We start from the raw sequence: 23,251 nt of genomic DNA on the forward strand, positions 1-23,251 counted from the left end.
CGCAACAGACCGGCCGTACCCCAGGCCGGGGCCGCAAAGGGCCAGCTCGCCGTGATGCGCGCCCTGCGCTGGCTGGCGCGCAAGTTCTGGCTGTTGGTGATCACACTGGTGATCGCCCTGGCGCTGATGGTGCAGACGGGTCGTCTCCTGTCGCCACAGGTGGAGCGGTACCGTCCACAGATCAGCGATTGGTTGGGAGAACAGCTGGGGGTGCCGGTACAGGTGGCGGGGCTGTCACTGCGCTGGCGGGCGCTGGAAGTAGCGCTGGAGCTGCACAATCTGCGACTCGGTGACGCCGGGCAGGTACAAATGGGCTTCGGTCTCTTCCACCTGGACCTGCTGGCCAGCCTGTGGAACCGCGAACTGGTCTGGAAGAACCTGGAGGTACACGATTTCAGCGCCGCTATTCGCCAACTGGACAATGGCCGCTGGCATATTGAGGGGTTTCCCATCCCCGCAGCGGAGCCGCCAGCGGGTAGTGGCGGCTCCACCCTGGCCCTGGGGGATCCGGCGCGTATTTTTCAATTGAGTCCAAAGGTGCTGGTGCGGGATGCCGCGCTGGCGGTGCGCCTCGAAGACGGTGGGACCGCACAGTTGAATGTACCGCAGGTGTTGCTGGAGTACAGCGGCAACTTTCGCCGCTTGAGTGCGCGGGCATTCCTGTCCCGGGACAGTGACGACACGGATGCTCCGCCGGTCGGCCGGGAAACCCTGCGCCTGATACTGGAGGGGCGCGGCAATCCGCGGGACAGGGAAAACTTCGCGCTCAGCGGCTATCTGCATCTGGACGATCTGCAGGTGGATGAGGAGGTGATCACTCTGTTGCATCAGCTGACCCCGGTGCCGGAGCGCTTCCACTGGACGGGCAGCAAACTGGCCAGCGGCAGCCTGTGGTTAAGCTCCGATTTCCAGGTGGGCTACCGGTTGCAGGGCCAGGTGAGCCTGGCACAGGTGGGGGAAGCGGCGCCGGTGGCAGAAGGTGATGCGGAAGCGTCTGCGGACAGCCGGCCGCCGTTGCTGGCGCCATTGCAATCGCTGGCCGGAGATATTTCCGGGCAGTGGCAGCCGGGCCAGAACTGGCAGCTGGCGTTGCAGGATGTGCGCCTGGACTGGCGGGATCAGCCGATACCGGCGCTAAATCTGCTGGTCCGCAACGATGAGGAGACCGGTCTGCGGCTGTCCGCCGACCGGCTGGAGCTGGGGGCCTGGAGTCGTATATTGCGGCGGCTGCAAGTGTTGCAGGGGCCGGCGCGGGACTGGTTGGAGGCGCTGGCACCGGAGGGTCGACTGGAGTCAATCCAATTTGCCCGGGGTGTCGATGGAAAAATCACTCTGGCGGCCAACCTGGTGGATGTCACCGCCCAGGCGCATCTCGGCGCGCCGGCGGTGCGCGGCCTGAACGGTTATCTGGAGTTGCAGGGCGCCAACGGGCGCGTCGACCTGGATAGCGGCAGCGCCCTGGACCTGCATTTCCCCAAACTCTATCCCCAGGGTTTCGAATTTGAGCGCACCGCCGGCTCGGTTGCCTGGCATGTGGATCGCGATCGAAACTCGGTGCAGGTCTATTCCGGCGAATTGCAAATGGACGGTGCCTTGGGGCAGGTTGCGGGGCAGTTTCTGTTAAGGCTGCCGTTCACTCCCGGCAGCCGCGCAACTGAATTCACTTTGGCGCTGGGGTTGCGCGATGCACCCGTATCCGCCCAAGGGGCGCTGGTACCGGTGACCACCAGTGAAAGTCTCCGCGCCTGGCTCGACGGGGCACTGGGAGCGGACAACCCCGGGCGGGTGCCCCAGGCCGCCTTTATCTATCGCGGCTACTCCTTCCAAAAGGGCGACGACGCGCAACTGCTGGCACTGGGCCGGCATGCGGAACGGCAGACTGTACAGTTGCAGGCGGAGGTCAGTCAGGGGCGTATCGACTATGCGTCGGGGTGGCCAACAGCCCGCGAGGTTGACGCCCGGCTGCTGGTCAATGATCGCAATGTCCAGGTCAGCGCCAGTGCTGCAAAGCTCTGGGATATCACCGCGCGCAACATCGAGGTAGCCCTGACGCCGGCGCCTTTGGGAGGGGGTTCCTTACTGGGAGTGCGCGCGCAGGTGGCGGGGCCGGCCCAAAGTGGCCTGCGGTTGCTGCGGGATTCCCCTCTGCGCGAGCATCTGGGCGACGCTTTCGACAGCTGGGAACTGGATGGCGATCTGAGCGGCAGCTTGACCCTGTCCCAGCCACTGGGGGGCAGTGGCCTGAAACCGCAGCAAACTGTGCAGGTGGATTTGCGGGAGGGAAAACTGCAGCTGGGCGACCTGCGGCTGGATATCGAAGAACTCGCCGGGCGGGTGCTCTACGACAGCGACGGCGGTCTGAGCGGGACCCGCTTGAACGGCAGTCTGTGGGGCCGCCCGCTGACTGCCGAGATAGAGCACCCGGGTCAGGGTTCGCAGCGCGATACGCAGGTGGTGGTCCGCGGCAGTGCCGACGTGGCGGCGGTGGGCGATTGGTCCGGGCGCCCGGAGCTGAAGTGGCTGGATGGCATATTCGATTACCGCACCCTGGTGACCATTCCCGCGCGGACCAAAGAGATGCCCTACGCAGCGGTGGTGGAGGTGACTACTGACCTCAAAGGAGTGGCGGTTAACCTGCCGCCGCCACTGGACAAAACCGCAGAGGAGAGGAGCAATCTCGTACTGCGCGTACCGGTGGGCGAGCAGGGCAGTCTCTACCATCTCAGTTACGGCGAGCAACTGCAGGGGCGCTTTTGGCAGGTCGGGGGCGAGCTGGTGCGCGGCAACATCGCCCTCAATACAGCGGCCAAGCTCCCCACCGCTCGTGAACTGTCGATTACCGGGGACCTATCACAAGTGGATTTGACCTCCTGGCGCCGGGTACTGGAAGTCTATGATATCGCCGCCGAAGGTCAGGCGCAGGGCGAGGATACGCCGGCGGCGGACAGCAGCCCGCTGCCCGTCACCCTGGATCTGGGGACCGACCGGCTGATCCTGGGCCAGAAAGAGATCGCCAACCTGCATGCGCGGGGTCGCGGGGTCGGCGCGGACTGGCGTATCGATTTCGACAGCGAGACCGCGAGTGGCCAGTTCAGCGGTATTTTGAATGCCGAGACCCCGCTGCAGCTGAAGTTGCGGTATCTGCGCCTGCCCGCACCAAAGGCATCGGAGAAGCCGTCACCGGAATCCGCCGAAGGCGAGTCCGGGGCAGTGGAGCTGGTCGCCGATCCCTGGTCGGGTTTCGATTTCAGCAGTTTGCCCCAACTCGACTTCAGTGCCGACAGTGTCAGCCTGGGGGAAGAGGATTTGGGCCGCTGGTCCTTTCGCTTGCGCCCCTCTGCGGACCGCCTGGTGTTGAGTGATATTCGCGGCACCGCGCGCGGGATCACGGTGGAGGGACGCGGCTCCGGAGAGGACAGACTGGGCGCACAGCTGATGTGGTTGCGCCACCCGGACGGCAGCGAGTCGTCCCAGTTTATCGGCGCTCTGCGCGCCGCCGACCTGGCCGATGTGCAGAAGGCCTGGGGGCAGGAGCCCGCGATCGAAAGCGAGTATGCGCGGTTTGATACCGCCCTGAGCTGGAGTGGCTCGCCGGCAGCGGCAGTGGGCAAACAGCTGGTGGGGGAGCTGAAAATCGATATCCGCAAGGGGCGCTTCTTGCGCTCCACGGGCAGCGCCGGCTCGGCGCTGCTGCGGCTTTTGTCGCTGTTCAATTTCGACACCTGGGCACGGCGGCTGCGACTGGATTTCTCCGATCTGTATCAGAGCGGCATGGCGTTCGACCGGGTGCGCGGTGAAGTGAATTTCGAAGGGGATGGCCAGCTGCTGATCGCCGTGCCTATTCAGGTGGACGGGCCCACCAGTGAGCTGCAGATGGCGGGGCAGCTCAACGTGGCCCGCGAGGACCTGGACCTGACCCTGGTGGCCACCCTGCCGGTGGGTAACAACCTGGCGCTGGTGGCGGCGATTGCCGGTGGACTGCCCGCTGCCGCGGGTGTGTATCTGATCAGCAAAGTGTTCAAGAAACAGGTGAACAAAGTGGCTTCGGTCAGCTACCGCATCAGTGGTGACTGGGCGGACCCGGATATTCGTTTCGACAAGATGTTTGATGACGAGGGAGCCCAGCGGCAGGGCAGTGCGGCCAGCGAACAGGGTGCCAAACCGGACGTGGCCGAGTGGCCGGGACCGGGCACGCCTTCGTCCCCTCCGCCCTAGGGACTGTTGAAAGAGGCTTTCCCACAGGTTGCCAGTTGAACTGTGGCGCGAAAGAATACTCAAAGCTGTACCCAATAAGTCAACATGAGAGGCAGTCTTCCATGGGTAATCTAAGGTTTCTCACGCCGCTGTTACTGGTGTTCGCCACTCTGTCGGCCTGTACCGAGGCGGAGCACGAGCGGGACAAGTCGATGACCGCGGCCCAGGCTCGGGAAAATATTGCCGTGGGAACCAACCTGACTGCGATTCCCAAGTCGGTCTGGCGGGAGCTTTTGCCACCGGACCAGTTCGAGATACTGTGGGAAAAGGGCACTGAGCGACCCTTTACGGGCAAGTGGCTGAACAACAAGGCGGAGGGGGTTTACGTCTCTGCCGGCTGTCGCCTGCCGGTGTTCAGCTCCTCTCACAAGTACAAGTCGGGCACCGGATGGCCGAGCTTCTGGGATGTGGCGCATCCGGAAAATGTAGTGCTCAAAGACGACTACAGTTGGGGGCTGAAACGCACCGAAGTTCTGTCGGCCTGCGGTGAGCACCTGGGCCATGTGTTCAAGGATGGCCCCGGACCCACCGGCCTGCGCTACTGCCTGAACTCACTGGCACTGGATTTCGTTCCCAGTGTTGCAAAAACCGAATAATTGTTCGATATTGTTGCCTGTGGCCCAAGGGTCGTGCCGCAGGCAGGGATTGAGCAGTGGTATTGCGAAGCGCCGGTTGCCCGGCGTTTTGCCACTCGCTGCACAGTGACAAATGTACCCGCCGCCGGCTTCCGCGAAGCATAATCAATAAGCTGAGGTCCGTGCAGATGTCTGATGCCACCACGGCGGGAATACCCATAGACCGCTACACCCTGTTCCGGGTGTTCAAGTACACCGTCTACCTGTTGCTCGTCTTCAATGTGGGCGCGTTTTTCCTGGAAAACCATGCGGTAGCCGCGGCTGTGTTTGCCGACGGCGTGCAGCCGGGTCGGGTGATCGAGGCCTACAACGATTCCATTGACACCCTGGCCTGGGTGATCCTGCTGTTGGTGTTCGAACTGGAGACTTTCGTCCTGCCGGACCACAAGCTGCGCGGTGGGGTGAAATGGTCCCTCAATGCAATTTCCGCTGTCTGCTATCTGTTTATCGTGTATTCCTTTTACGGCTATGTGGTTGAAATGATTTCGCTGGGCCAGTTGCTGCCCAATCTTCAGCCGGTTTGCGAGCTGGCGGCGCAGGGCGGTTGGTCGCTGGTCCAGGGGGCTGATGACTATGTGGCGCTTACTACAGCAAATTGCGCCGCTCTGGGCAGCGGCGAAACACTGCGGCTGGCCGGTGCCCAGGTGCTCGGCTCAGTGGACTCCTGGCATAGCATCCAAAGGCTGGCTTGGACCGATGTGATCAATGCCGGCGCCTGGCTACTTTTGGTGGCTGTCCTGGCGTTCGATGTGTGGCTGCAACTGCGGCACGAATTGTCCAACCGGATAATGCACTACTCGCGGATGATCAAGGCATCGTTGTATTTCACCCTGTTGCTGTGTGCCCTTTATTGGGGGATCAGCGGCACTTTCTTGGATTTCTGGGATGCCTTTCTGTGGCTGGTGGCCTTCTTCTGTATCGAGATGAACCTGTTCCAGTGGCAGGCGGAAACCGGCGCTGAGCCGGCGGTGCAGACGGGCTGAGCCGATTGCCTGTGGTTGATCACTGTCGTCGCTTGGATACCATCGGGCGACGAGGGTTGCGTGGGCCCGAATATTCCTGTCCATGACAAAAGGTGTTGAAAGCTACTTTTTCGACAGCCCGCTAAAGTGATGCCAGAAGGTCGCGCAGGTAACGGAACAGTTTGCGCTGATTGGCGGGGGGCCTGTTGTGTTGAATCTCCCGCTTGGCATCGCGCACCAGTTGTCGCAGGTGTTGGTGGTCTGCCTGGGGGAAACGATCAAAAAATTTCTTTTGCGCGTCTTTGCCGCCCTCCAATAGCTGCCTGCGCCACTCCTCCGCCAAGCGGTCCACACGCAGGTGTTGCTGGTCCCTTTCCCTGAATTGGTTCAGGGCCACTTCAATGGCCTCGCTATCGACCCGTCGCATCAGCTTGCCGATGTACTGCAGCTGTCGCCGTCGCGCTTCGTTGGACTTGATCCGGTGCAAAGTGTCGAGCGCTTCGCGCAGATCATTTTCCAGGGGAATAGTGTCCAGCTGTGCCGGTGACAATTTACTTAAACGGCGCCCCAGTTCCTGCAGCGCGTGCATTTCCTGTTTGACCTGGGTCTTGCTTTTTGGCAGTTCGTCGCCGGAGTCGCTAAAGTCGTCGGGTTGTTCCATACACAAATTCTTTTGCAGTCTTATCAAAACTCTGGGTCAGGCAAAAAACCAGGTGGCCAGGCCGAGGAACGACAGGAAGCCCACCACGTCGGTGACGGTGGTCAGTGCCACGCCCCCGGCCAGCGCCGGGTCTATGTGCAGCGCGCGCAGTATTACCGGCAGTGTGGCGCCCGCCAGCGCGGCGGTAATCAGGCTGATGACCATCGCCGCGAGGATGGTGATGGCGATCCTGCTGTCGTTAAACCACAAGCCGGCGATGGCGCCGAGGACCAGGGACCAGAGCAGGGCGTTGAGGGCGCCGGACAGCAGTTCCCGGTTGAGCAGCCAGCTGAGATTGCTGCGGCCTATCTGCCCCAGTGCCATGCCGCGAATCACCACCGTCAGAGTCTGGTTGCCGGCGACGCCGCCCATACTGGCGACGATGGGCATCAGCACGGCCAGGGCCACCACCTTGTCGATGGTATCCTGAAACAGATTAATGACCCAGGAGGCCAGCAGTGCAGTCAGCAGGTTGACGCCCAGCCAGATGGCCCGGCGCGGCGCTGTGCGGCGCACCGGGGCGAAGGTGTCTTCCTCTTCGTCCAGGCCGGCGAGGCTCATCAGCGAATGGTCCGCCTCCTCGCGGATCACATCCACCACATCGTCGATGGTGATCCGCCCGAGCAGACGCTTGTGCTCGTCCACCACAGGGGCGGTGATCCAGTCGTATTTGGTAAACAGCCGTGCGACCTCTGTGTCACTGAGATCCGCCGGAATCGGGTCTACATCCGTGTTCATCACTTCCCGCACGGTGATCGATGGATCGCTGGTGAGCAGGCGGGATAATGGCAGCAGGCCGATATACTGGTCTTTGCGGTTGACCACGAACAGGTTGTCAGTGGATTCCGGCAGCTGTTCATGGCGGCGCAGATAGCGCAGTACCACGTCCAGGGTGAGATTGGGGCGCACGGAAATGGTGTCCGTGTTCATCAGACCACCGGCGGTCTCCTCGTCGTAGGCGAGGACACTCTCCACCCGCAGGCGGTCGGTTTCACTCATCGCTGACAGCACTTCCGCCATTACCCGCTCCGGCAGGTGCTGCAAAATATCGGCGACGTCGTCGGCGTCCAGCCCCTCCATGGCGGCCACCATCTCTTCGGTGTCCATGGTTGCCAGGATCTGGCTCTGTACCTCTTCGCTCAGTTCCTGCAGGACTTCGCCTTCCACCTCCTTGTCGATCAGTTTCCACAATACCTGGCGGATTTTGGGTGGAGAGCTTTCCACCAGCTGGGCGATACTCTGCGGGGACAGGGTGCTGAGCATGTGCCGCACCTCGCGCCCGGTACCACTGTCCAGGGCGGCAAACAGTTCGCCGAGGCGATTTTGAGCGGGAAACTGGATTTCCGCGGAAGGCGGGTTGGACACAGGCTTCCCCTTGCTGCCGGAATGAGGTGAGGCGGGAATTATAGCTGCCGACCCCGGGCCGGCGCGAGTGTCGGCAATAGCGGTACCACCAGTTTGTTGAAAAGCGTATTGCCTGGCTTTCTCACCGGGCCTGCGCCGCTCTCAGTTCGGCGCTGGCACATGCGTGTACCCTGCAGCTTTTTGAGTCGCCGGGTCAATGATATGCGGGATTGATCTCTACTCAGCTTCGCCGAAACGATCGGTCACCAGTGAGCTGATGGCGGCGAGCGCGACATCCTCATCTGCACCACACACTTCCAGTTCCAGCTCTGTGCCTTTGGCTGCAGCCAGCAGCATCAGTGCCATGACACTCTTGCCATCGACGGACTTGCCGCGACAGTGGACCCTGATATCCGCCTCGAAGCGCGCGGAGGTCTGCGCAAACTTGCTTGCGGCGCGCGCGTGCAGTCCGAGTTTATTGACGATGAGCAGACGGTTTTTCAGCATCTTTTTCTGCGACTTGCGGGGGATTGACGAATTATTTCTGTTGCTCCCGGTGGCGAATCTGGATGTTGCGGAACTGCTCCCGGAATATCCCAGCCAGCTGTTCAACCATGTAGACAGAGCGGTGGCGCCCCCCGGTACAACCGATGGCTACGCAGGTGTAGCTGCGGTTGCTCTTCTGATACGACGGCAGCCAGCGCTGCAGGAAGTGGGTGATATCGCTCTGCATGGCCCCGGTTTCCGGGTGCTGGCGCAAAAACTCCACCACCTCCGGATCGAGACCGGTTTTATTGCGCAGTTCCGCCACCCAGTAGGGGTTGGGCAGGCAGCGCAGGTCAAACACCAGGTCGGCATCAATCGGTACGCCGTGTTTAAACCCGAACGACTGGAACAGTATTGCCATCTCGGGGGAGTCGTCGCCCACGACGCGGTTTTTTACCAGTTCACGGAGCTGGTGCAGGCTGAGGCTGCTGGTATCGATCACCAGGTCGGCCATGGCGGCGAGCGGGGCCAGCAGCTCCTTCTCGCGGTTCAGCGCCTCGACCAGATGGGTGCGATTGTCGCTCAGGGGGTGTTTGCGGCGGGTCTCGCTGAAACGCTGGACCAGCACCGGCGAGCGGGCATCCAGATAGAAGACGTCGCATTTGACCCCGCTCGTACGCAGTTTCTCGATGACTTCCGGGGCCTGCTGGATGTCCTGCCACAGATTCCGCGCGTCGATGCCGAGCGCCAGGCTGGTCTCCTCTCCGCGTTGCTGTTCCCGGACCCGGTTGATCAGCTCCGGCAGCAGGCTGGCGGGAATATTGTCGATACAGTTGAAGCCGACGTCCTCCAGCAACTGCAGCGCAGAACTCTTGCCGGAACCGGAACGACCGCTGATGATGACCACGCGCATGGGGAAATCCCTTTGTGACTGGCTTGCCGCCTCATGCAAACGGGGTATGACAGGTGGGTTTGAGCTCTGTCCCGGGCGGCAATAATTCTCACCACTGGTGCATTATGCGGCGGCAGCGCTGTCAATTGCCAGTGCGTACAGCTCGTCGCCACTCTGGGCTCGACGTAATTTGGTTCTAACCCGGCTGTCGCTGAACAGTGCCGCTATCTCGGCCAGGGTTTCCAGGTGCTGTTGCTCGGAGTTTTCCGGCACCAATAGGGCAAACAGCAGGTCGACTGGCTGGCGGTCAGCAGAGTCAAAATCCACTGCTGGGTCGGTAGTACACAGAACGCCAATGGGCCCTTCGCAACCGGGGAGGCGGCAGTGGGGAATTGCCACTCCCTCACCGATGCCGGTGGAACCCAGCCGCTCCCGGGCGATAAGCCGGTTGAACACGGTATCGGCGTCCAGTTGCGGATACTGTTCGGCGATGGCTTGGGCGATGTTCAGGAGCAGCTTTTTTTTGCTGCTTCCCGGCAGTTTGCACAGACTCAGGGTGGGTGAGAGTAATGCTTCCAGGATCATAACTTAGCGGTGCTTGCGCAACTTTTCTTTATGTTTTACCAACTGCCGGTCAAGTTTGTCGGTCAGTGCATCGATTGCAGCGTACATGTCGTCCGCTTCGGAATTGGCGAAGATTTCGGCCCCGTTCACGTGTATCAGCGCTTCGGAGCGCTGAAGCTCCCGCTCGATGGACAGGGTGATCTGGACGCTGGTGATCAAATCGTTGTGGTGGGAGAGCCGTTCCAGTTTTTCACGACAGTAATCGCGCAGAGCCGGGGTCAGTTCCAGGTGGCGGCCACTGATGTTGATCTGCATGGAATTCTCCTCAAAGAGAGTATTGCTTGCTGGCGCTAGCTCCGCCAGGGCGGCAACCCTACTAGGAAGTACGCCAAAATGGAAGGATACACTCAAAGTCGGGGGTTTGGAGATGCGCCGGGTTGATTTATCTGTCGGCGACAGATTGGTGTCTCGAATTGGTGACCCCGGGCCCGGAGCTGTAACCGGGGGTCTTGCAGCTTGGCGGGGCGGGGCGTCCTGAGACAGTGCCACCGCCGGTGGAGACCGTTGCAAGCTTTTGAAAAGTAACCGATTTCGCGTAATCGCACAGGTTTTCAAGGGCGACAATCCAGTCGATAATCTCTCAGCGATTGGGTTTCTTAGGGCCTGTTCACACTACCTGAGTTGGCCCTGTTGTGACAGAAAAGGGGCCAATCGAGGCACGAGGAGAGAAGTTTGGTTGTTCCAAATGAGCGACGAGCAACGAAGAGTGGCGCCTTTTCCGGCACAACCCGAAGGGCTGCCCCTGGTTTCGTGCCTTGCGGCGTTAGAAATTGCTTATGTGGGTCCACCACATTGCGCAATTCCTGCCCTACAGGCCACCAAATCAGTAGCAGCAGGGCCAACTCAGGTAGTGTGAACAGGCCCTAGACCAGTCTCTTGCGCTCGCTGGATGAGGGGATTCCCATGGACTCGCGGTACTTGGCCACGGTGCGGCGGGCCACCTTGACCCCGCTCTGGCCGAGTTCCTGAGCAATTTTATTGTCGGACAATGGCTTGCGGGGTGATTCGGCGTCGATCAGCTTGCGGATGATGGCGCGGATGGCTGTTGAGGATGCCTCTTCCCCGGAATCGGTGCTGACCTGATTGGAAAAGAAGTACTTGAGTTCGAAGGTGCCGCGCGGCGTCAGCATATATTTGTTGGCGGTGACCCGGGAGATGGTCGATTCATGCATGCCGATGGTTTCGGCGATATCCGCCAGGATCATGGGTTTCATCGCCTCCGGCCCCAGTTCAAAAAAATCGCGCTGCCTGTCAACGATACTGGAGGCGACCTTCAGCAGGGTTTCATTGCGGCTCCGCAGACTCTTCAGAAACCAGCGCGCTTCCTGCAGGTTGTCCCGCAGAAAGTTATTGTCGCTGGATTTGTCGGCCCGCCTGATCATGGAGGCATAGTTACCGTTGATTCTCAGTCGCGGCGTGGCTTCCGGGTTCAGTTCCACCAGCCAGCGTTGCTGTTTCCGGGTGACCACCACGTCGGGCACCAGGTACTGGGGCTGATCATTGTCAAATGCGATCCCAGGGTGCGGATTGAGGGTTTGGATCAGCCGTACGACTTCACCCAACTGGGCCTCGCTGAGGCGGGTGCGGCGGCTGAGCTGGCGAAAATCCCGCTTGCCCAGAAGCTGCAGGTGCTCGCCTACCAGGGTCTGGGCCTGTTTCAGCCAGGGGGTGTCTGCCGGTAACTGGCGCAGTTGCAGCAGCAGACACTCGCGCAGATCGCGGGCTCCGCAGCCAGCCGGGTCGAGCTGTTGCACCGTTTTCAGCACCGCCACGACATCGTCGGTGTCGACGCCCAGTGCTGCGCCCAGTTCTTCGACGCTGGAGAGCAGAAACCCGCTGGGAGAGATGCAGTCGATAAGATTTTCCGCGATGCGCTTGTCTTCCACCGAGAGGGTGGTGAGGTTCAATTGCCACAAGAGATGGCTGCGGAGATTGTCGGGGGTGGCATTGCCCTGCTCGGTGGAGAGTTCGTCCCCGGTGTCGAAGCCCCCACTGTAGCTGCCTCCGCCATAGATATCGTCCCAGCGGGTGTCCACCGGCAGCTCGCTGGGGATGTCCTGGCTCCAGTCGCCCTCTTCGGTGGTGCGCTCATCGCTGCTGTCGGTACCCCGCTCGGGCTCCCGCTGCTCCCCGGACCACTCGGAAGGCTCCTCCTGGTCCGCCTCAAGTAGTGGGTTGCTGTCGAGTATGGACTGGATTTCCTGCTGCAGGTCGGGCGTCGACAACTGCAATAGGCGAATGGCCTGTTGCAGCTGAGGGGTCATGGTCAGCTGGGTACCGAGTTTTAGCTGCAGGGACTGCTTCATACCAGGAGTCGCACACTGAGTCGGCGGAGGAATCGTCTTTAGGGAGACGAGGAAGCAGACTAAACTCCTGACTGGTCAATTACAAGCAATAACTGTGCCGCTTGGAATGGGCGAGGGAAAGGCTGGGTAAATATGGGCGCCCCAATGTAATCGGGCCGCGGCAAATCAAGCGTGAGCTACTTGATTTGCCGTGGAGGGGTTGCGGACACGCCAGATTGAGGGAAGCCAGGGAGGGCTTTCGACAACCAGCTAGATGGTAAACTCGTGACCCAGATAGACCTCCCGGACCTGCTGGTTGGCCAGTACTTCCGCCGGAGTGCCGGCGGCGATGATATGGCCCTCACTGACTATGTAGGCGGTTTCGCAGATATCCAGCGTTTCGCGTACATTGTGATCCGTGATCAAGACCCCGATACCGCGATCGCGCAGATGGCGAATTATCTGTTTGATGTCTTTGACGGAGATGGGGTCCACCCCGGCAAAGGGTTCATCCAGCAACACGAAGTCGGGATCCGTGGCCAGCGCGCGGGCTATCTCCACCCGGCGACGCTCGCCACCCGAAAGCGCCATACCCAGGCTCTTTTCGATATGGGTAATATTGAATTCCTGCATCAGTTCACGCAGTTGCTGCAGGCGGTCGGCCCTGCTCAGGTCCCGGCGTGTCTCGAGGATGGCGAGAATGTTGTCGCGCACCGTCAGGCGGCGGAACACCGATGCCTCCTGCGGCAGGTAGCCGATACCCCTGCGCGCCCGGCCGTGCATCGACAGGCGGGTGATATCCAGATTGTCGATCATCACCTGTCCGGCATCGGCCCGTACCAGGCCTGCGATCATGTAGAAGCAGGTGGTTTTACCGGCGCCATTGGGGCCCAACAGTCCCACCACCTGGGAGCTGCTGACGCTTACCGAGACGTCCTGTACAACCTTCCTTTTGTTGTACTGCTTGGCGAGGTGTAACGCTTTCAGCGTCGGCATAGTGTCTTCCACTTACTTCCCACCCGGCTCCTGCAGCGGCACCCAGGGTGCCAGGGGGAGCGGGTCGCAAATTTCTAGGGTAACAGCGCAGGGTGTTACTGGCTTTGGGCTGTATCGTCGGTGGATTGCCCGTTGTTTTGTGTTTCCGGCTTCCAGATCATCTCAACCCTGCCACCGTCGGATTGTCCCTTGGCCTGCATCTGCTCACTGTTGAGATCGTAGTCAATGCGCTCGGCGGCCAGGGTATTGCCGTCACGGTCCACATGGGCACTGCCGGTGAGGAGCAGCTCGGCGGTTTTCACAGTGTATTCGATACGCTGGGCGCGGGCTTTGACCGGGACTGTGCTCTGCGCCATTTGCTGCTGGAAGCGCGCCGGCTTGCCCACCGCGATCACCCGCCGGATTTTGCCCCCTTCACTCAGGTGGGCTTCGACCCGGTCTGCGTGAATTTGCAGCGACCCCTGGGTGATCACCACATCGCCGCTGTAGATGGTTAGGTTGGTGCCGCCATCGGCGTCCAGATTGTGTGCGAGAATCCTGACCGGCTGTTCCCGGTCTTCCGGCAGTGCCAGTGCCGGCCCGGAAAGCATTGGCAGGGCCGCACACAAGGCCGGCACCAGGTAACTAATCGCTTTCATAGGTACTCTTTACCTCGGAGAGGATTTTCACCCGATTCTCTTTCAACAGTGCGTGCATACCAATGCCTTCCGTTATGCTGGTGCCGGAGGTAATGGTAACAAGTTTGTCGGTCTCGGCGAATTCCTGTTGCGGCAAAACGGTTATGGCCTGGGTCTCCAGCGTCAGGCCGCCTGGCTCGGGTAATTCGTTGATGACCACATCGCCGCTCAGTTCCACTTTCTGGCCGTTATTGTATGCGATGCCCTGTCTGGATTCTGTAAGCCATTTGGGTCTATCGTCCTGATAGAACACGATGCGGGGCTCGGCCAGGTCGGCCTGGTCGCGACGGGCAAACTGAAAATAAGTGATTTGCTCCGCGTTGACTATGTACGCCAGCGCGCCTTCAGTGTCGAAGTGGCGTGTGTGGGCATCGCGAATCACCAGGTCCGCAGCACGGTTTTTCTCCTGCTGGGTGGGCCTTTTGCCCAGCAGTTGCTCCGGGGCACTGTCGGCGTACCAGAGGCTGACGCCAATCAGCGTGGCGAGGATGAACAGCGGCAACCAGCTGCGCATAGGGTTCCTCCGTCAAACATTTTCGCGCCCGGACCCAAAGGTGGCCCCGAGCCCGATGAGACAGCCAATGCGTTATTCTGTCTCACTTTCCAATGGGGGTGTCTGTGTCAATATAGGGGGCCAGGGCGGCTGCGAAAGTGCCCTGCACCCGCATGATCCGGTCGCAGACTTCCCGCACCGCGCCTTCGCCACCCCGGGCCTCGGTGACCCATATTGCTCTCTCGCGCACTGGCGGCGCGGCGTTGGGCACTGCGATGGGGCATCCCACCCGCGTCATTACCGTCAGGTCGGGATAGTCGTCCCCCACATAAGCCATGTCTTCCATCCGACACCCTTCCTGGGCAAACAGTTCGTGCAGGGCAGTGAGTTTGTCTTCGCGGCCCTGGATCAGCTTGTGGACTCCCAGATCATGCGCCCGTCGTTCCACTACACTGCTGCGCCGCCCGGTAATGATGGCCACTTGCACACCGGACTTCTGCAACATTTTGATACCGTGGCCGTCCAGCGTGTGGAAAGTCTTCAGCTCATTGCCATTGTTGTCAAAGTACAGTTTGCCATCGGTCAGCACGCCGTCCACATCCAGTATCAGGTGGCGCACCCTGGACAGCTGGCGTTCAATTTTTTCTTTCGAATTTGTTTTTGAGCTCACGATTTACCGTCCTGATCAGATTACGCCGGCGCGCAGTATATCGTGCATATGCAGCACACCAATGGGATGGTGGGCGTCGTCCTCCACCACCAGTGCTGTAATCCGGTTGTCCTCCATGACCCCGAGTGCCTCGGCGGCGAGAGTGTTGGCCGCGACCGTCTTGGGGTAGCGGCTCATGACTTCTGCCATGGTGGCACTGTCCAGTTCAACCTTGTGGTCGATTACCCGGCGCAGGTCGCCATCGGTAAAGACGCCCAACAGAGTGCCCTGTCGGTCGACCACAGTGGTCATGCCAAAGCCTTTGCTGGTCATTTCGAGCAGCGCCTGGTACAGCGGTGTTTCCGGGAAGACCTGCGGCAATTCGTCGCCGCGGTGCATCACATCCTCGACTTTTAGCAGCAGGCGCCGCCCGAGGGCGCCGCCGGGGTGCGAGAAGGCAAAATCCTGCGCGGTAAAACCGCGCGCTTCCAGCAGAGCCACCGCCAGTGCATCGCCCATGACCAGGGTCACTGTGGTAGAGGAGGTTGGGGCGAGGTTGAGCGGGCAGGCCTCGGTTTCCACCGCAATGTCCAGGTTGACGTCGGCGGCCTGGGCAAGGGGTGAGTCGGCCTTGCCGGCCATGCTGATCAAGGGGGTGCCCAGCCGCTTCAGCAGGGGGAGCAGGGTCAACACTTCCGCGGAGGAGCCGGAATTGGATATGGCGATCACCAGATCGTCGCGTGTAATCATGCCCAGGTCGCCGTGGCTGGCTTCGCCCGGATGCACAAAGAAACTGGGGGTGCCGGTACTGGCGAGGGTGGCGGCGATCTTCTTGCCGATATGGCCCGATTTACCCATGCCGGTGACAATGGTGCGTCCGCGGCACTGTAAAATCTGTTCACAGGCGCGTTTAAAATTCTCGTCGATACGGCTTTCCAGGGCGGCAACCGCGGCATTTTCCATGCGTACAGTGCGGCGCCCCGCCTGCAATATAAGGTCCTGCGTCATTGCGTCACTCCGCGTCGGGTTCTGTTGAGTTTAGAAACATCCTGCGTATACCGTAAATCCCACCTGGCCGCCGACCGGGCCTCCCCAGTGCTAACCTTTAAGGAGGGATCGATGCCACACCGCCCCCGCCACGGGCAAAACCTCCACAGACGTCTACAATAGCCGTGCGTTGAGCGCAGTAGGGTCACGCCAAGGGGGGCGACATGGTATAGTCTGGCGCCGTTGCTGTCAGCTGTGTGGCCGCTCGCATCGCACCCAGGCCGGGTGGGTCGAGCTGCCGGTTATACATCGGGCAGTGGCGTCACGGCACTTTATGGCTCTGTGTGCGTCCAAGGAATGATTTACCAATAGGAGTTTTTTGTGAGTCTGATATCACTGTTCCGCCGCTCGGAGTTCAAGCAATGGTTAAGCGCGTCATGCGTCGCCCTGTTGATTTCCGTCTGGGCGCCTGTCGCCAGCGCGGCCCAGAATCCCTATGCGATGATCGAGGGTGTGTCCCAGAATCTGCTGGGAGTAATCCGTGCCAATGCTCAGTATCTGCACTCGGACCCCCAGCGCTACTACAGCGCTGTGGATAGTGTACTGGCGCCGGTGGTGGATTTCGATTTTATTGCCCGCGGGGTCATGGGGACCTATGCGAAGCAGGCCACGGCAGCACAACGCTCGCGCTTCACCAGTACTTTCCGCCGCGATTTGGTGTCGACTTTCGCCAGGGGCATTGCCAACTTTGGGGATATGGATGTCAGGGTGGTCAACCCCGGCTCCACGCCTACCAAAAGGCGTGTAAACGTGTTGCAGGAAGTGCGCAGCAAGGAGGGGGTCACCAAGGTTTCCTATACCCTGGTGCGCAATCGTGCCGGGCAGTGGAAGCTGATCAACGTGATCCTGAACGGGGTCAATCTGGGTAAGACTTTCCGCAGCCAGTTCGCCCAGGCTATGCAGACCCATCAGGATATCGACAAGGTCATCGCCACCTGGTCAGCCGAGCAGGTGGCCAACACGGTGGGTTGAGTACCGCTTCCGGGTTGCGAGGCTGCGCAACCCGGCAGTTTGCAGTAAACTGGCCCGCTGTCTTGGGCAACTCAAATATTTCCCACCTATGCAAGCCGATGAAATCAAAGCCCTGGTGGAAGGGCACATTCCCGAAAGTCACGCTGATGTCGCCTTCGAGGGCAGCCATCTGGTGGTAACTGTGGTCAGCAGCGCATTTGCAGGCCTCAGCAGGGTAAAAAAACAGCAGCTCGTATACGCGGCCCTGGGCGACAAGATCGCCGATGGCACGCTGCACGCGGTTCAGATGCAGACGCTGACGCCGGAAGAAGCCGGCAAATAGGGCTCGATAGCGAATGGACAAATTACTGATCGAGGGTGGCAACTCCATTTCGGGGACCCTCAAGATTTCCGGTGCCAAGAATGCGGCGCTGCCCATTCTCGCCGCTGCAATACTGGCGGACGGCCCCGTGCAGATACACAATCTGCCGCATCTCAATGACATCACCACCATGCTCACCCTGCTGCGGTGCATGGGTTGCGATGTCACCATCGACGAAAAACTGGGCGTGGAGATAGACCCGCGCTCACTCAACGAACTCACCGCGCCCTACGAGCTGGTCAAGACCATGCGCGCCTCCATCCTGGTGCTGGGTCCGATGCTCGCCCGCCACGGCTTGGCCAATGTGTCCTTCCCCGGCGGCTGCTCCATCGGCAGTCGGCCTGTGGACATTCACCTCAAAGGTCTGGAGGCCATGGGTGCTGAGATTACGGTGGACGGGGGCTTTATCCGTGCCCGCTCCCGGGGCCGCTTGAAGGGCGCCAACATAGTGATGGAAAAGGTGACCGTGGGCGGCACCGAGAACCTGCTAATGGCGGCGGTGCTCGCCGAGGGAACCACGGTACTGCACAATGCAGCGCGCGAGCCGGAGATCGTCGATCTGGCCGAGTTCCTGATTGCTATGGGCGCCCAGATCGAAGGGGTGGGCACCGATACGCTGCGAGTACACGGTGTAGCCAGGTTGAATCCCTGTACCTTCAGTGTAATGCCCGACCGAATCGAGACCGGCACTTTTCTCGCGGCGGCGGCGGCGGCGCGGGGGAAGGTGCGGCTCACACACACCCGCGCGGATATTCTCGATGCGGTGTTGGTGAAGTTCGAGGAGGCGGGTGCGTATATCAATACCGGCGACGACTGGATCGAGCTAGATATGCGCGGCAATCGGCCCAAAGCGGTGAGCTTTCGCACCGCACCTTACCCGGCCTTTCCCACCGATATGCAGTCGCAGTTGATGGTGGTGAATGCGGTGGCCGAAGGCAAGGGGGCGGTGGTGGAGACTATTTTTGAAAACCGCCTGATTCAGGTTCACGAGTTGAACCGCATGGGCGCTGACATCACCCTGGAGGGCAATACAGCTATCGTGACCGGGGTCGAGCGGTTAAAAGGGGCCCCGGTGATGGCCTCCGATCTGCGCGCATCAGCCAGCCTGGTGATCGCGGGTATGCTGGCTGAAGGCACCACGGTGGTCGATCGGATTTACCATATCGACCGCGGCTATGAATGTATCGAGGAGAAGCTGCGGCAACTGGGGGCGAATATCCGCCGCCTGCCGGGCTGACGCCGCCCGGGCTAAAAAGGGGTCCTCGGATGTGGCCAATCGATATCAGCAGGCCAGACACACACGGGCTCCACCGTTTTTTTTCACGCGACCCAGAACAGGACCCCATGCAAATCACCATCGCCCTGACCAAAGGCAGAATCCTTGAGGAAACCCTGCCGCTGCTGCATGCTGCCGGACTGGAGCCGCTGGAAGACATTTCCAAGAGCCGCAAACTCATTTTTCCCACCAATCAGCCAGGGGTCTGTTTTCTGCTGTTGCGGGGCACAGACGTGCCCACCTATGTACAGCACGGCGCCGCCGATATGGGGGTGGCGGGCAAGGATAACCTGCTTGAACATGCGATCGACGGCATTTACGAACCCCTGGACCTGGGTATCGCTCGCTGTCGGCTGATGACTGCGGGTATCCGGGGTGCCCAGCCGCCGCGCGGAAGGATCAAAGTGGCCACCAAGTTTGTACAGAGCGCCAAACGCTACTATGCAGCACAGGGTCGCCAGGCGGACATTATCCAGCTGTACGGGGCTATGGAGCTGGCGCCTCTGATGGGGCTGGCGGATGAGATAGTGGACATCGTGGATACCGGCAATACGTTGCGGGCCAACGGTCTGGAGGCGCGGGACACTATTGCCCACATCAGCAGCCGTCTGATCGTCAACAAAGCATCCATGAAAATGAAATACCAGTCGATCAGCAGTTTGATCGGCAAACTGTCCGATGTGGTGGCAGCGCGCTGGGAGGGGGCGGATGCACAGTGACTTGATTCGCCGCCTGGACGCGGGGGACAGTGATTTCGACGCGCAGCTGGCCCAATTGCTGGCCTGGGAATCGGTTGTCGATTCCCAGGTGGAGCAGATAGTGGCCGACATACTGCGGCAGGTACGCCGGCAGGGTGATGCCGCCCTGATCGAATACAGCAACCGCTTGGACCGCCGCCGGCTGGTCAACGCCGAGGATTTTTGCGTGACCCCAAAGGAAATGGCGGTGGCACTGGGGCGCATTTCCGAGCAGCATCGCCTCGCACTGGAAACTGCAGCCCAGCGGGTACACAGCTATCACCAACACCAGTTACAGGATGGCTGGCAGTACACCGAGGCCGACGGCACTGTTCTGGGGCAGAAAGTTACACCTATGGAGCGGGTAGGGGTCTATGTTCCCGGGGGCAAGGCGAGTTACCCCTCGTCAGTGCTGATGAATGTGATTCCCGCCAAAGTCGCGGGCGTGAACTCGGTGGCCATGGTGGTGCCGGCGCCGGACGATCAGCTCAGTGACCTGGTACTGGCAGCGGCGGCGATCGCCGGGGTGGATGAGCTGTATACCCTGGGCGGCGCTCAGGCCATTGCGGCCCTGGCTTATGGCACTCAAAGCATACGTCGGGTCGACAAGATAGTGGGGCCGGGCAATGTTTATGTTGCCGCCGCCAAACGCGCCGTGTTCGGACAGGTGGCGATCGATATGATCGCCGGGCCGTCGGAGATACTGGTGATCTGCGACGGCGCCACCGATGCGGATTGGGTCGCCATGGATCTGCTGTCACAGGCGGAGCACGATCAGCAGGCCCAGTCCATATTGCTGAGTCCCGACGATAGCTTTCTCGATGCGGTGGCGGCCGCCCTGGAAAGGCTGCTGGCAGAATTGCCGCGGCGGGACATTGCCGGCGCCTCCCTGGCGCGGCGGGGTGCCCTGATCTCTGTGGATTCCATCGAATCGGCCATCGCGCTGGCCAACCGCATTGCTCCGGAGCACCTGGAGGTCTCGGTGGACAACCCGCAGCAGTATCTGCCGATGATCCGCCATGCCGGGGCAATATTCCTCGGCCGCTATACTGCGGAAGCACTGGGGGACTATTGCGCCGGGCCCAGTCATGTGCTCCCCACCAGCGGTACCGCGCGTTTTTCATCACCGCTGGGCGTGTACGATTTTCAGAAGCGCAGTTCAATCATCTGCTGTTCGCCCCAGGCTGCGGATCGGCTCGGGCGGGTCGCCGGCACTCTGGCCCGGGGCGAGGGCCTGGAGGCTCACGCGCGCTCGGCGGAGTACCGATTCAGGAAAGAGTAGCGCTAGTGTCAACAGGCCCTTGGCGGTGCTGATTGGTGTTCGACCGGACCTTTAGGTGCGTTTTTCCGACTGGGGCATTTCCGATACGGTGACTTCCACCGTATTGACGGCGCCCTCGCGCATAAAGGTAATCGAAACCGTATCTCCGGGGCGCAGGGTCGCCATAGCGGCGGCGCCGCGTCTGCCATCGTTGATCGGCAGGCCGTCGATATGGGTGATCACATCTCCCGGCTTCAGTCCCGCCCGGTGTGCCGGACCCTGGTTGTAGATTCCGGTCACGATGACCCCGTGGGTGGACGTGAGATTGAAAGCGCGCGCCACTTCCGGGGTGACTCCACTGGCCTCTATGCCGAGCCAGCCTGGCACCACGCGGCCGTACTCAATAATGTCCTGCATGATTTTTAAGGCGATATTTGCCGGTATGGCAAAGCTGATACCGCCGGCGTAGCTGGACTGGTTGAGAATGGAGGTATTGATACCCAGCAGGCGGCCGTGGGCGTCCACCAGTGCTCCGCCGGAATTGCCGGGATTCACTGCCGCATCGGTTTGCAGGAAGTTTTGCAGGTAGCCGCCGGTACCATTGCTACCCAGTTTGACGTTGCGTGCGCCTGTGGCACTGATAATGCCCTGGGTCACGGTCTGCCCCACCCCAAAAGGGTTGCCAATGGCCAGTACCACATCGCCGACCTGTGCGTGTTCCGGATCTCCCACCTCGATAGAGGTGAGTTGCGGCAACTCCACCTTGAGCACCGCCAGGTCAAAATCCGCATCGCTTCCCACCAGCTCCGCCTGTGCCTCGCGTCCATCCGCCAGCAGTACGACGATGGCATCAGCTTGGTTGACCACATGGTGATTGGTGAGGATATATCCCCGGTCGCTGACGATAACGCCAGAGCCCAGGTTGGATTGCAGCCGTTGTTTTTGCGGTGGGTTCATGCTGTTGAACAGGCGTCGAAACAGCGGGTCATTAAACAGCGGGTGACTCCGCTGGGGTATGGCAGTGCGGGTGTAGATGTTCACCACCGCGGGCCCAGCCCGGTCGACCGCATCGGCGTAGGAGACAGGCCCCTGCCACTGGCTATCGCCTGGATCGACGTCGACGTCGCGCAGTTGCGGGAACACCAGCAAGGCTGCTGCGGCCAGGGCCAGGCCAATGGCCGCGGGGATTGCCCAGTCTTGCAAAAATCGTTTCAGGGACACAGGTAACTCCTAGATTTGTGTTTATTATACGGTTTTCCGCCGCGTGCGCACCGGCGGCCTCTGTCCTGCGCCGCGCCCCTTGGGCGGTGGACGCGAATCCGTATAATGGCGGCTGCAAAATCCCGCTAATTTCGTCTAGCTCTCAGTTTGGAGACCTCTATGTCCCTGGTTCGCCCCCACGGCAGCGCCGAGCTGCAACCCAGATTCGTCTACGACAGCGAAAGGCACCACCAGCTGGCGCACGAGGCCGAATCCCTGCCGTCCATAGTGGTCAGCTCAGCTGCGGCTGCCAATGCGGTAATGCTGGGTGCTGGCTACTTCAATCCTCTGCATGGGTATATGAATCTTACGGACGCCCTGAGCGTTGCCGAAACGCTGCGCACTGAGAACGGACTCTTCTGGCCGGTACCGGTCCTCAATATAGTGCGGGATGCCAGCGCCATTGCCGGTGCCGGGCGTATTGCGTTGCGCGACCCCCGGGTGGAGGGGCACCCGGTGCTGGCAGTGATGGAAGTGCAGGGAATAGAGTCGATTTCCGAGCGGCAGATGGACGACATGGTCGCACAGGTGTTTGGTACCCGGGACGAGGGGCACCCGGGCGTGGCCAACTTCAGGTCCTCCGGTCGCCAGCTGATTTCCGGGCCCATCGAGGTATTGAATTTCAGCTATTTTCAGAATGACTTTCCGGATACCTTCCGCACCGCGGTGGAAATTCGCAACGAGTTCATCGAGCGCGGCTGGAGCAAGGTGGTGGCCTTCCAGACCCGCAACCCCATGCATCGCGCCCACGAAGAGCTGTGCAAGATGGCGATGGAGGGTGTGGACGCAGATGGTGTGCTGATCCACATGCTGCTGGGACAGCTCAAATCCGGCGATATCCCCGCTCCGGTTCGCGATGCCTCTATTCGCAAAATGGTGGAACTCTATTTCCCCGCCAATACCGTGATGGTGACCGGCTACGGTTTCGACATGCTGTACGCCGGCCCGCGGGAAGCGGTGCTGCACGCGGTGTTTCGCCAGAACTGTGGCTGCAGCCACCTGATTATCGGGCGCGACCACGCCGGTGTTGGCGACTACTACGGGGCCTTCGATGCCCAGTCCATCTTCGATGACAGGGTGCCGGAAGGCGCGCTGGAAATTGAAATTTTCCGCGCCGACCACACCGCCTATTCGAAAAAGCTGAACCGGGTGGTGATGATGCGCGATGCGCCGGATCACAGTAAGGAAGACTTTATACTGCTGTCCGGCACCAAAGTGCGTGAAATGCTGGGTGACGGGATAGCGCCGCCCCCGGAGTTTTCCCGCCCGGAAGTGGCGAAGATCCTGATGGATTACTACCAAAGCCTGTAGCGGGCTCTAATTTACCGCCCGCCGGGCTC

22 protein-coding genes are annotated in these 23,251 nt (G+C 60.8%); 9 read left to right on the forward strand and 13 right to left on the reverse strand.

Features of this window, described 5'->3' with window-relative positions; all coding sequences use genetic code 11:
* Positions 1–54: 54 nt before the first annotated feature.
* From ABVT36_RS00760 to ABVT36_RS00770, 3 genes are all read left to right on the forward strand, one after another.
* Positions 55–4,215: a YhdP family protein gene (locus tag ABVT36_RS00760; protein WP_368455059.1), complete on the forward strand. Its 4,161-nt coding sequence runs from the start codon at positions 55–57 to the stop codon at positions 4,213–4,215.
* A gap of 101 nt (positions 4,216–4,316) precedes the next feature.
* Complete coding sequence (gene msrB, locus ABVT36_RS00765; RefSeq protein WP_368454827.1) at positions 4,317–4,850, forward strand: peptide-methionine (R)-S-oxide reductase MsrB; 534 nt, start codon at positions 4,317–4,319, stop codon at positions 4,848–4,850.
* A 167-nt stretch (positions 4,851–5,017) separates the two neighbouring features.
* Positions 5,018–5,872 carry a hypothetical protein gene (locus tag ABVT36_RS00770; RefSeq protein ID WP_368454828.1) on the forward strand — a complete coding sequence of 285 codons (855 nt, stop codon included), beginning with the start codon at positions 5,018–5,020 and terminating at the stop codon, positions 5,870–5,872.
* A 121-nt stretch (positions 5,873–5,993) separates the two neighbouring features.
* Here ABVT36_RS00770 and yjgA read toward each other — a convergent pair whose 3' ends face one another.
* The 12 genes from yjgA to ABVT36_RS00830 all read right to left on the reverse strand — a co-directional run bounded on the left by yjgA (position 5,994) and on the right by ABVT36_RS00830 (position 16,005).
* The gene (yjgA, locus tag ABVT36_RS00775; protein ID WP_367148387.1) at positions 5,994–6,512 is read right to left on the reverse strand and encodes a ribosome biogenesis factor YjgA; all 519 of its coding nucleotides are present in this window, start codon (positions 6,510–6,512) and stop codon (positions 5,994–5,996) included.
* Positions 6,513–6,548: 36 nt separating this feature from the next.
* A complete protein-coding gene (mgtE, locus tag ABVT36_RS00780; RefSeq protein WP_367148386.1) occupies positions 6,549–7,916 on the reverse strand; it encodes a magnesium transporter in 1,368 nt (455 codons plus the stop codon).
* A gap of 216 nt (positions 7,917–8,132) precedes the next feature.
* Positions 8,133–8,402 (reverse strand): HPr family phosphocarrier protein, encoded by a 270-nt coding sequence (locus ABVT36_RS00785; RefSeq protein WP_367148385.1) that lies wholly within the window; start codon positions 8,400–8,402, stop codon positions 8,133–8,135.
* 31 nt (positions 8,403–8,433) lie between these two features.
* Positions 8,434–9,294, reverse strand: a complete 861-nt coding sequence (rapZ, locus tag ABVT36_RS00790; protein WP_367148384.1) for an RNase adapter RapZ — start codon at positions 9,292–9,294, stop codon at positions 8,434–8,436.
* A 102-nt stretch (positions 9,295–9,396) separates the two neighbouring features.
* Positions 9,397–9,858, reverse strand: a complete 462-nt coding sequence (ptsN, locus tag ABVT36_RS00795) for a PTS IIA-like nitrogen regulatory protein PtsN (RefSeq protein WP_367148383.1) — start codon at positions 9,856–9,858, stop codon at positions 9,397–9,399.
* Between the two features lie 3 nt (positions 9,859–9,861).
* Positions 9,862–10,152 carry a ribosome-associated translation inhibitor RaiA gene (raiA, locus tag ABVT36_RS00800; RefSeq protein WP_367148382.1) on the reverse strand — a complete coding sequence of 97 codons (291 nt, stop codon included), beginning with the start codon at positions 10,150–10,152 and terminating at the stop codon, positions 9,862–9,864.
* Between the two features lie 608 nt (positions 10,153–10,760).
* Positions 10,761–12,203, reverse strand: a complete 1,443-nt coding sequence (locus ABVT36_RS00805) for an RNA polymerase factor sigma-54 (RefSeq protein WP_367148381.1) — start codon at positions 12,201–12,203, stop codon at positions 10,761–10,763.
* A 249-nt stretch (positions 12,204–12,452) separates the two neighbouring features.
* The gene (gene lptB / locus ABVT36_RS00810) at positions 12,453–13,178 is read right to left on the reverse strand and encodes an LPS export ABC transporter ATP-binding protein (protein WP_367148380.1); all 726 of its coding nucleotides are present in this window, start codon (positions 13,176–13,178) and stop codon (positions 12,453–12,455) included.
* A 95-nt stretch (positions 13,179–13,273) separates the two neighbouring features.
* Entirely contained in the window at positions 13,274–13,816 is a 543-nt protein-coding gene (lptA, locus tag ABVT36_RS00815; protein ID WP_367148379.1) for a lipopolysaccharide transport periplasmic protein LptA, read from the reverse strand.
* Positions 13,803–14,369: an LPS export ABC transporter periplasmic protein LptC gene (lptC, locus tag ABVT36_RS00820; RefSeq protein WP_367148378.1), complete on the reverse strand. Its 567-nt coding sequence runs from the start codon at positions 14,367–14,369 to the stop codon at positions 13,803–13,805. Before lptC ends, lptA begins: the two co-directional genes overlap by 14 nt.
* An 82-nt stretch (positions 14,370–14,451) precedes the next feature.
* Positions 14,452–15,018 (reverse strand): KdsC family phosphatase, encoded by a 567-nt coding sequence (locus ABVT36_RS00825; RefSeq protein WP_368454829.1) that lies wholly within the window; start codon positions 15,016–15,018, stop codon positions 14,452–14,454.
* Between the two features lie 15 nt (positions 15,019–15,033).
* A complete protein-coding gene (locus tag ABVT36_RS00830; protein WP_367148377.1) occupies positions 15,034–16,005 on the reverse strand; it encodes a KpsF/GutQ family sugar-phosphate isomerase in 972 nt (323 codons plus the stop codon).
* 360 nt (positions 16,006–16,365) lie between these two features.
* Here ABVT36_RS00830 and ABVT36_RS00835 point away from each other — a divergent pair, with 360 nt between their 5' ends.
* From ABVT36_RS00835 to hisD, 5 genes are all read left to right on the forward strand, one after another.
* Positions 16,366–17,016 (forward strand): phospholipid-binding protein MlaC, encoded by a 651-nt coding sequence (locus ABVT36_RS00835; RefSeq protein WP_367148376.1) that lies wholly within the window; start codon positions 16,366–16,368, stop codon positions 17,014–17,016.
* Between the two features lie 88 nt (positions 17,017–17,104).
* Positions 17,105–17,338 (forward strand): BolA family protein, encoded by a 234-nt coding sequence (locus ABVT36_RS00840; protein WP_367148375.1) that lies wholly within the window; start codon positions 17,105–17,107, stop codon positions 17,336–17,338.
* A gap of 13 nt (positions 17,339–17,351) precedes the next feature.
* Positions 17,352–18,614, forward strand: coding sequence for a UDP-N-acetylglucosamine 1-carboxyvinyltransferase (murA, locus tag ABVT36_RS00845; protein ID WP_367148374.1), 1,263 nt, complete (start codon positions 17,352–17,354; stop codon positions 18,612–18,614).
* A 107-nt stretch (positions 18,615–18,721) separates the two neighbouring features.
* Positions 18,722–19,372: an ATP phosphoribosyltransferase gene (gene hisG, locus ABVT36_RS00850; protein WP_367148373.1), complete on the forward strand. Its 651-nt coding sequence runs from the start codon at positions 18,722–18,724 to the stop codon at positions 19,370–19,372.
* Entirely contained in the window at positions 19,362–20,672 is a 1,311-nt protein-coding gene (gene hisD, locus ABVT36_RS00855) for a histidinol dehydrogenase (RefSeq protein WP_367148372.1), read from the forward strand. The genes hisG and hisD overlap by 11 nt, the downstream gene beginning before the upstream one ends.
* Positions 20,673–20,723: 51 nt before the next feature.
* Here the strand turns inward: hisD and ABVT36_RS00860 are convergent, their stop codons facing one another.
* A complete protein-coding gene (locus ABVT36_RS00860; RefSeq protein ID WP_367148371.1) occupies positions 20,724–21,872 on the reverse strand; it encodes a S1C family serine protease in 1,149 nt (382 codons plus the stop codon).
* A 159-nt stretch (positions 21,873–22,031) separates the two neighbouring features.
* On the opposite strand from ABVT36_RS00860, the gene sat reads away from it, so the two are divergent.
* Positions 22,032–23,222: a sulfate adenylyltransferase gene (gene sat, locus ABVT36_RS00865; protein WP_367148370.1), complete on the forward strand. Its 1,191-nt coding sequence runs from the start codon at positions 22,032–22,034 to the stop codon at positions 23,220–23,222.
* Positions 23,223–23,251: the final 29 nt, after the last annotated feature.

This window comes from Microbulbifer sp. TYP-18, assembly GCF_040932045.1.
Classification (GTDB): Bacteria; Pseudomonadota; Gammaproteobacteria; order Pseudomonadales; family Cellvibrionaceae; genus Microbulbifer.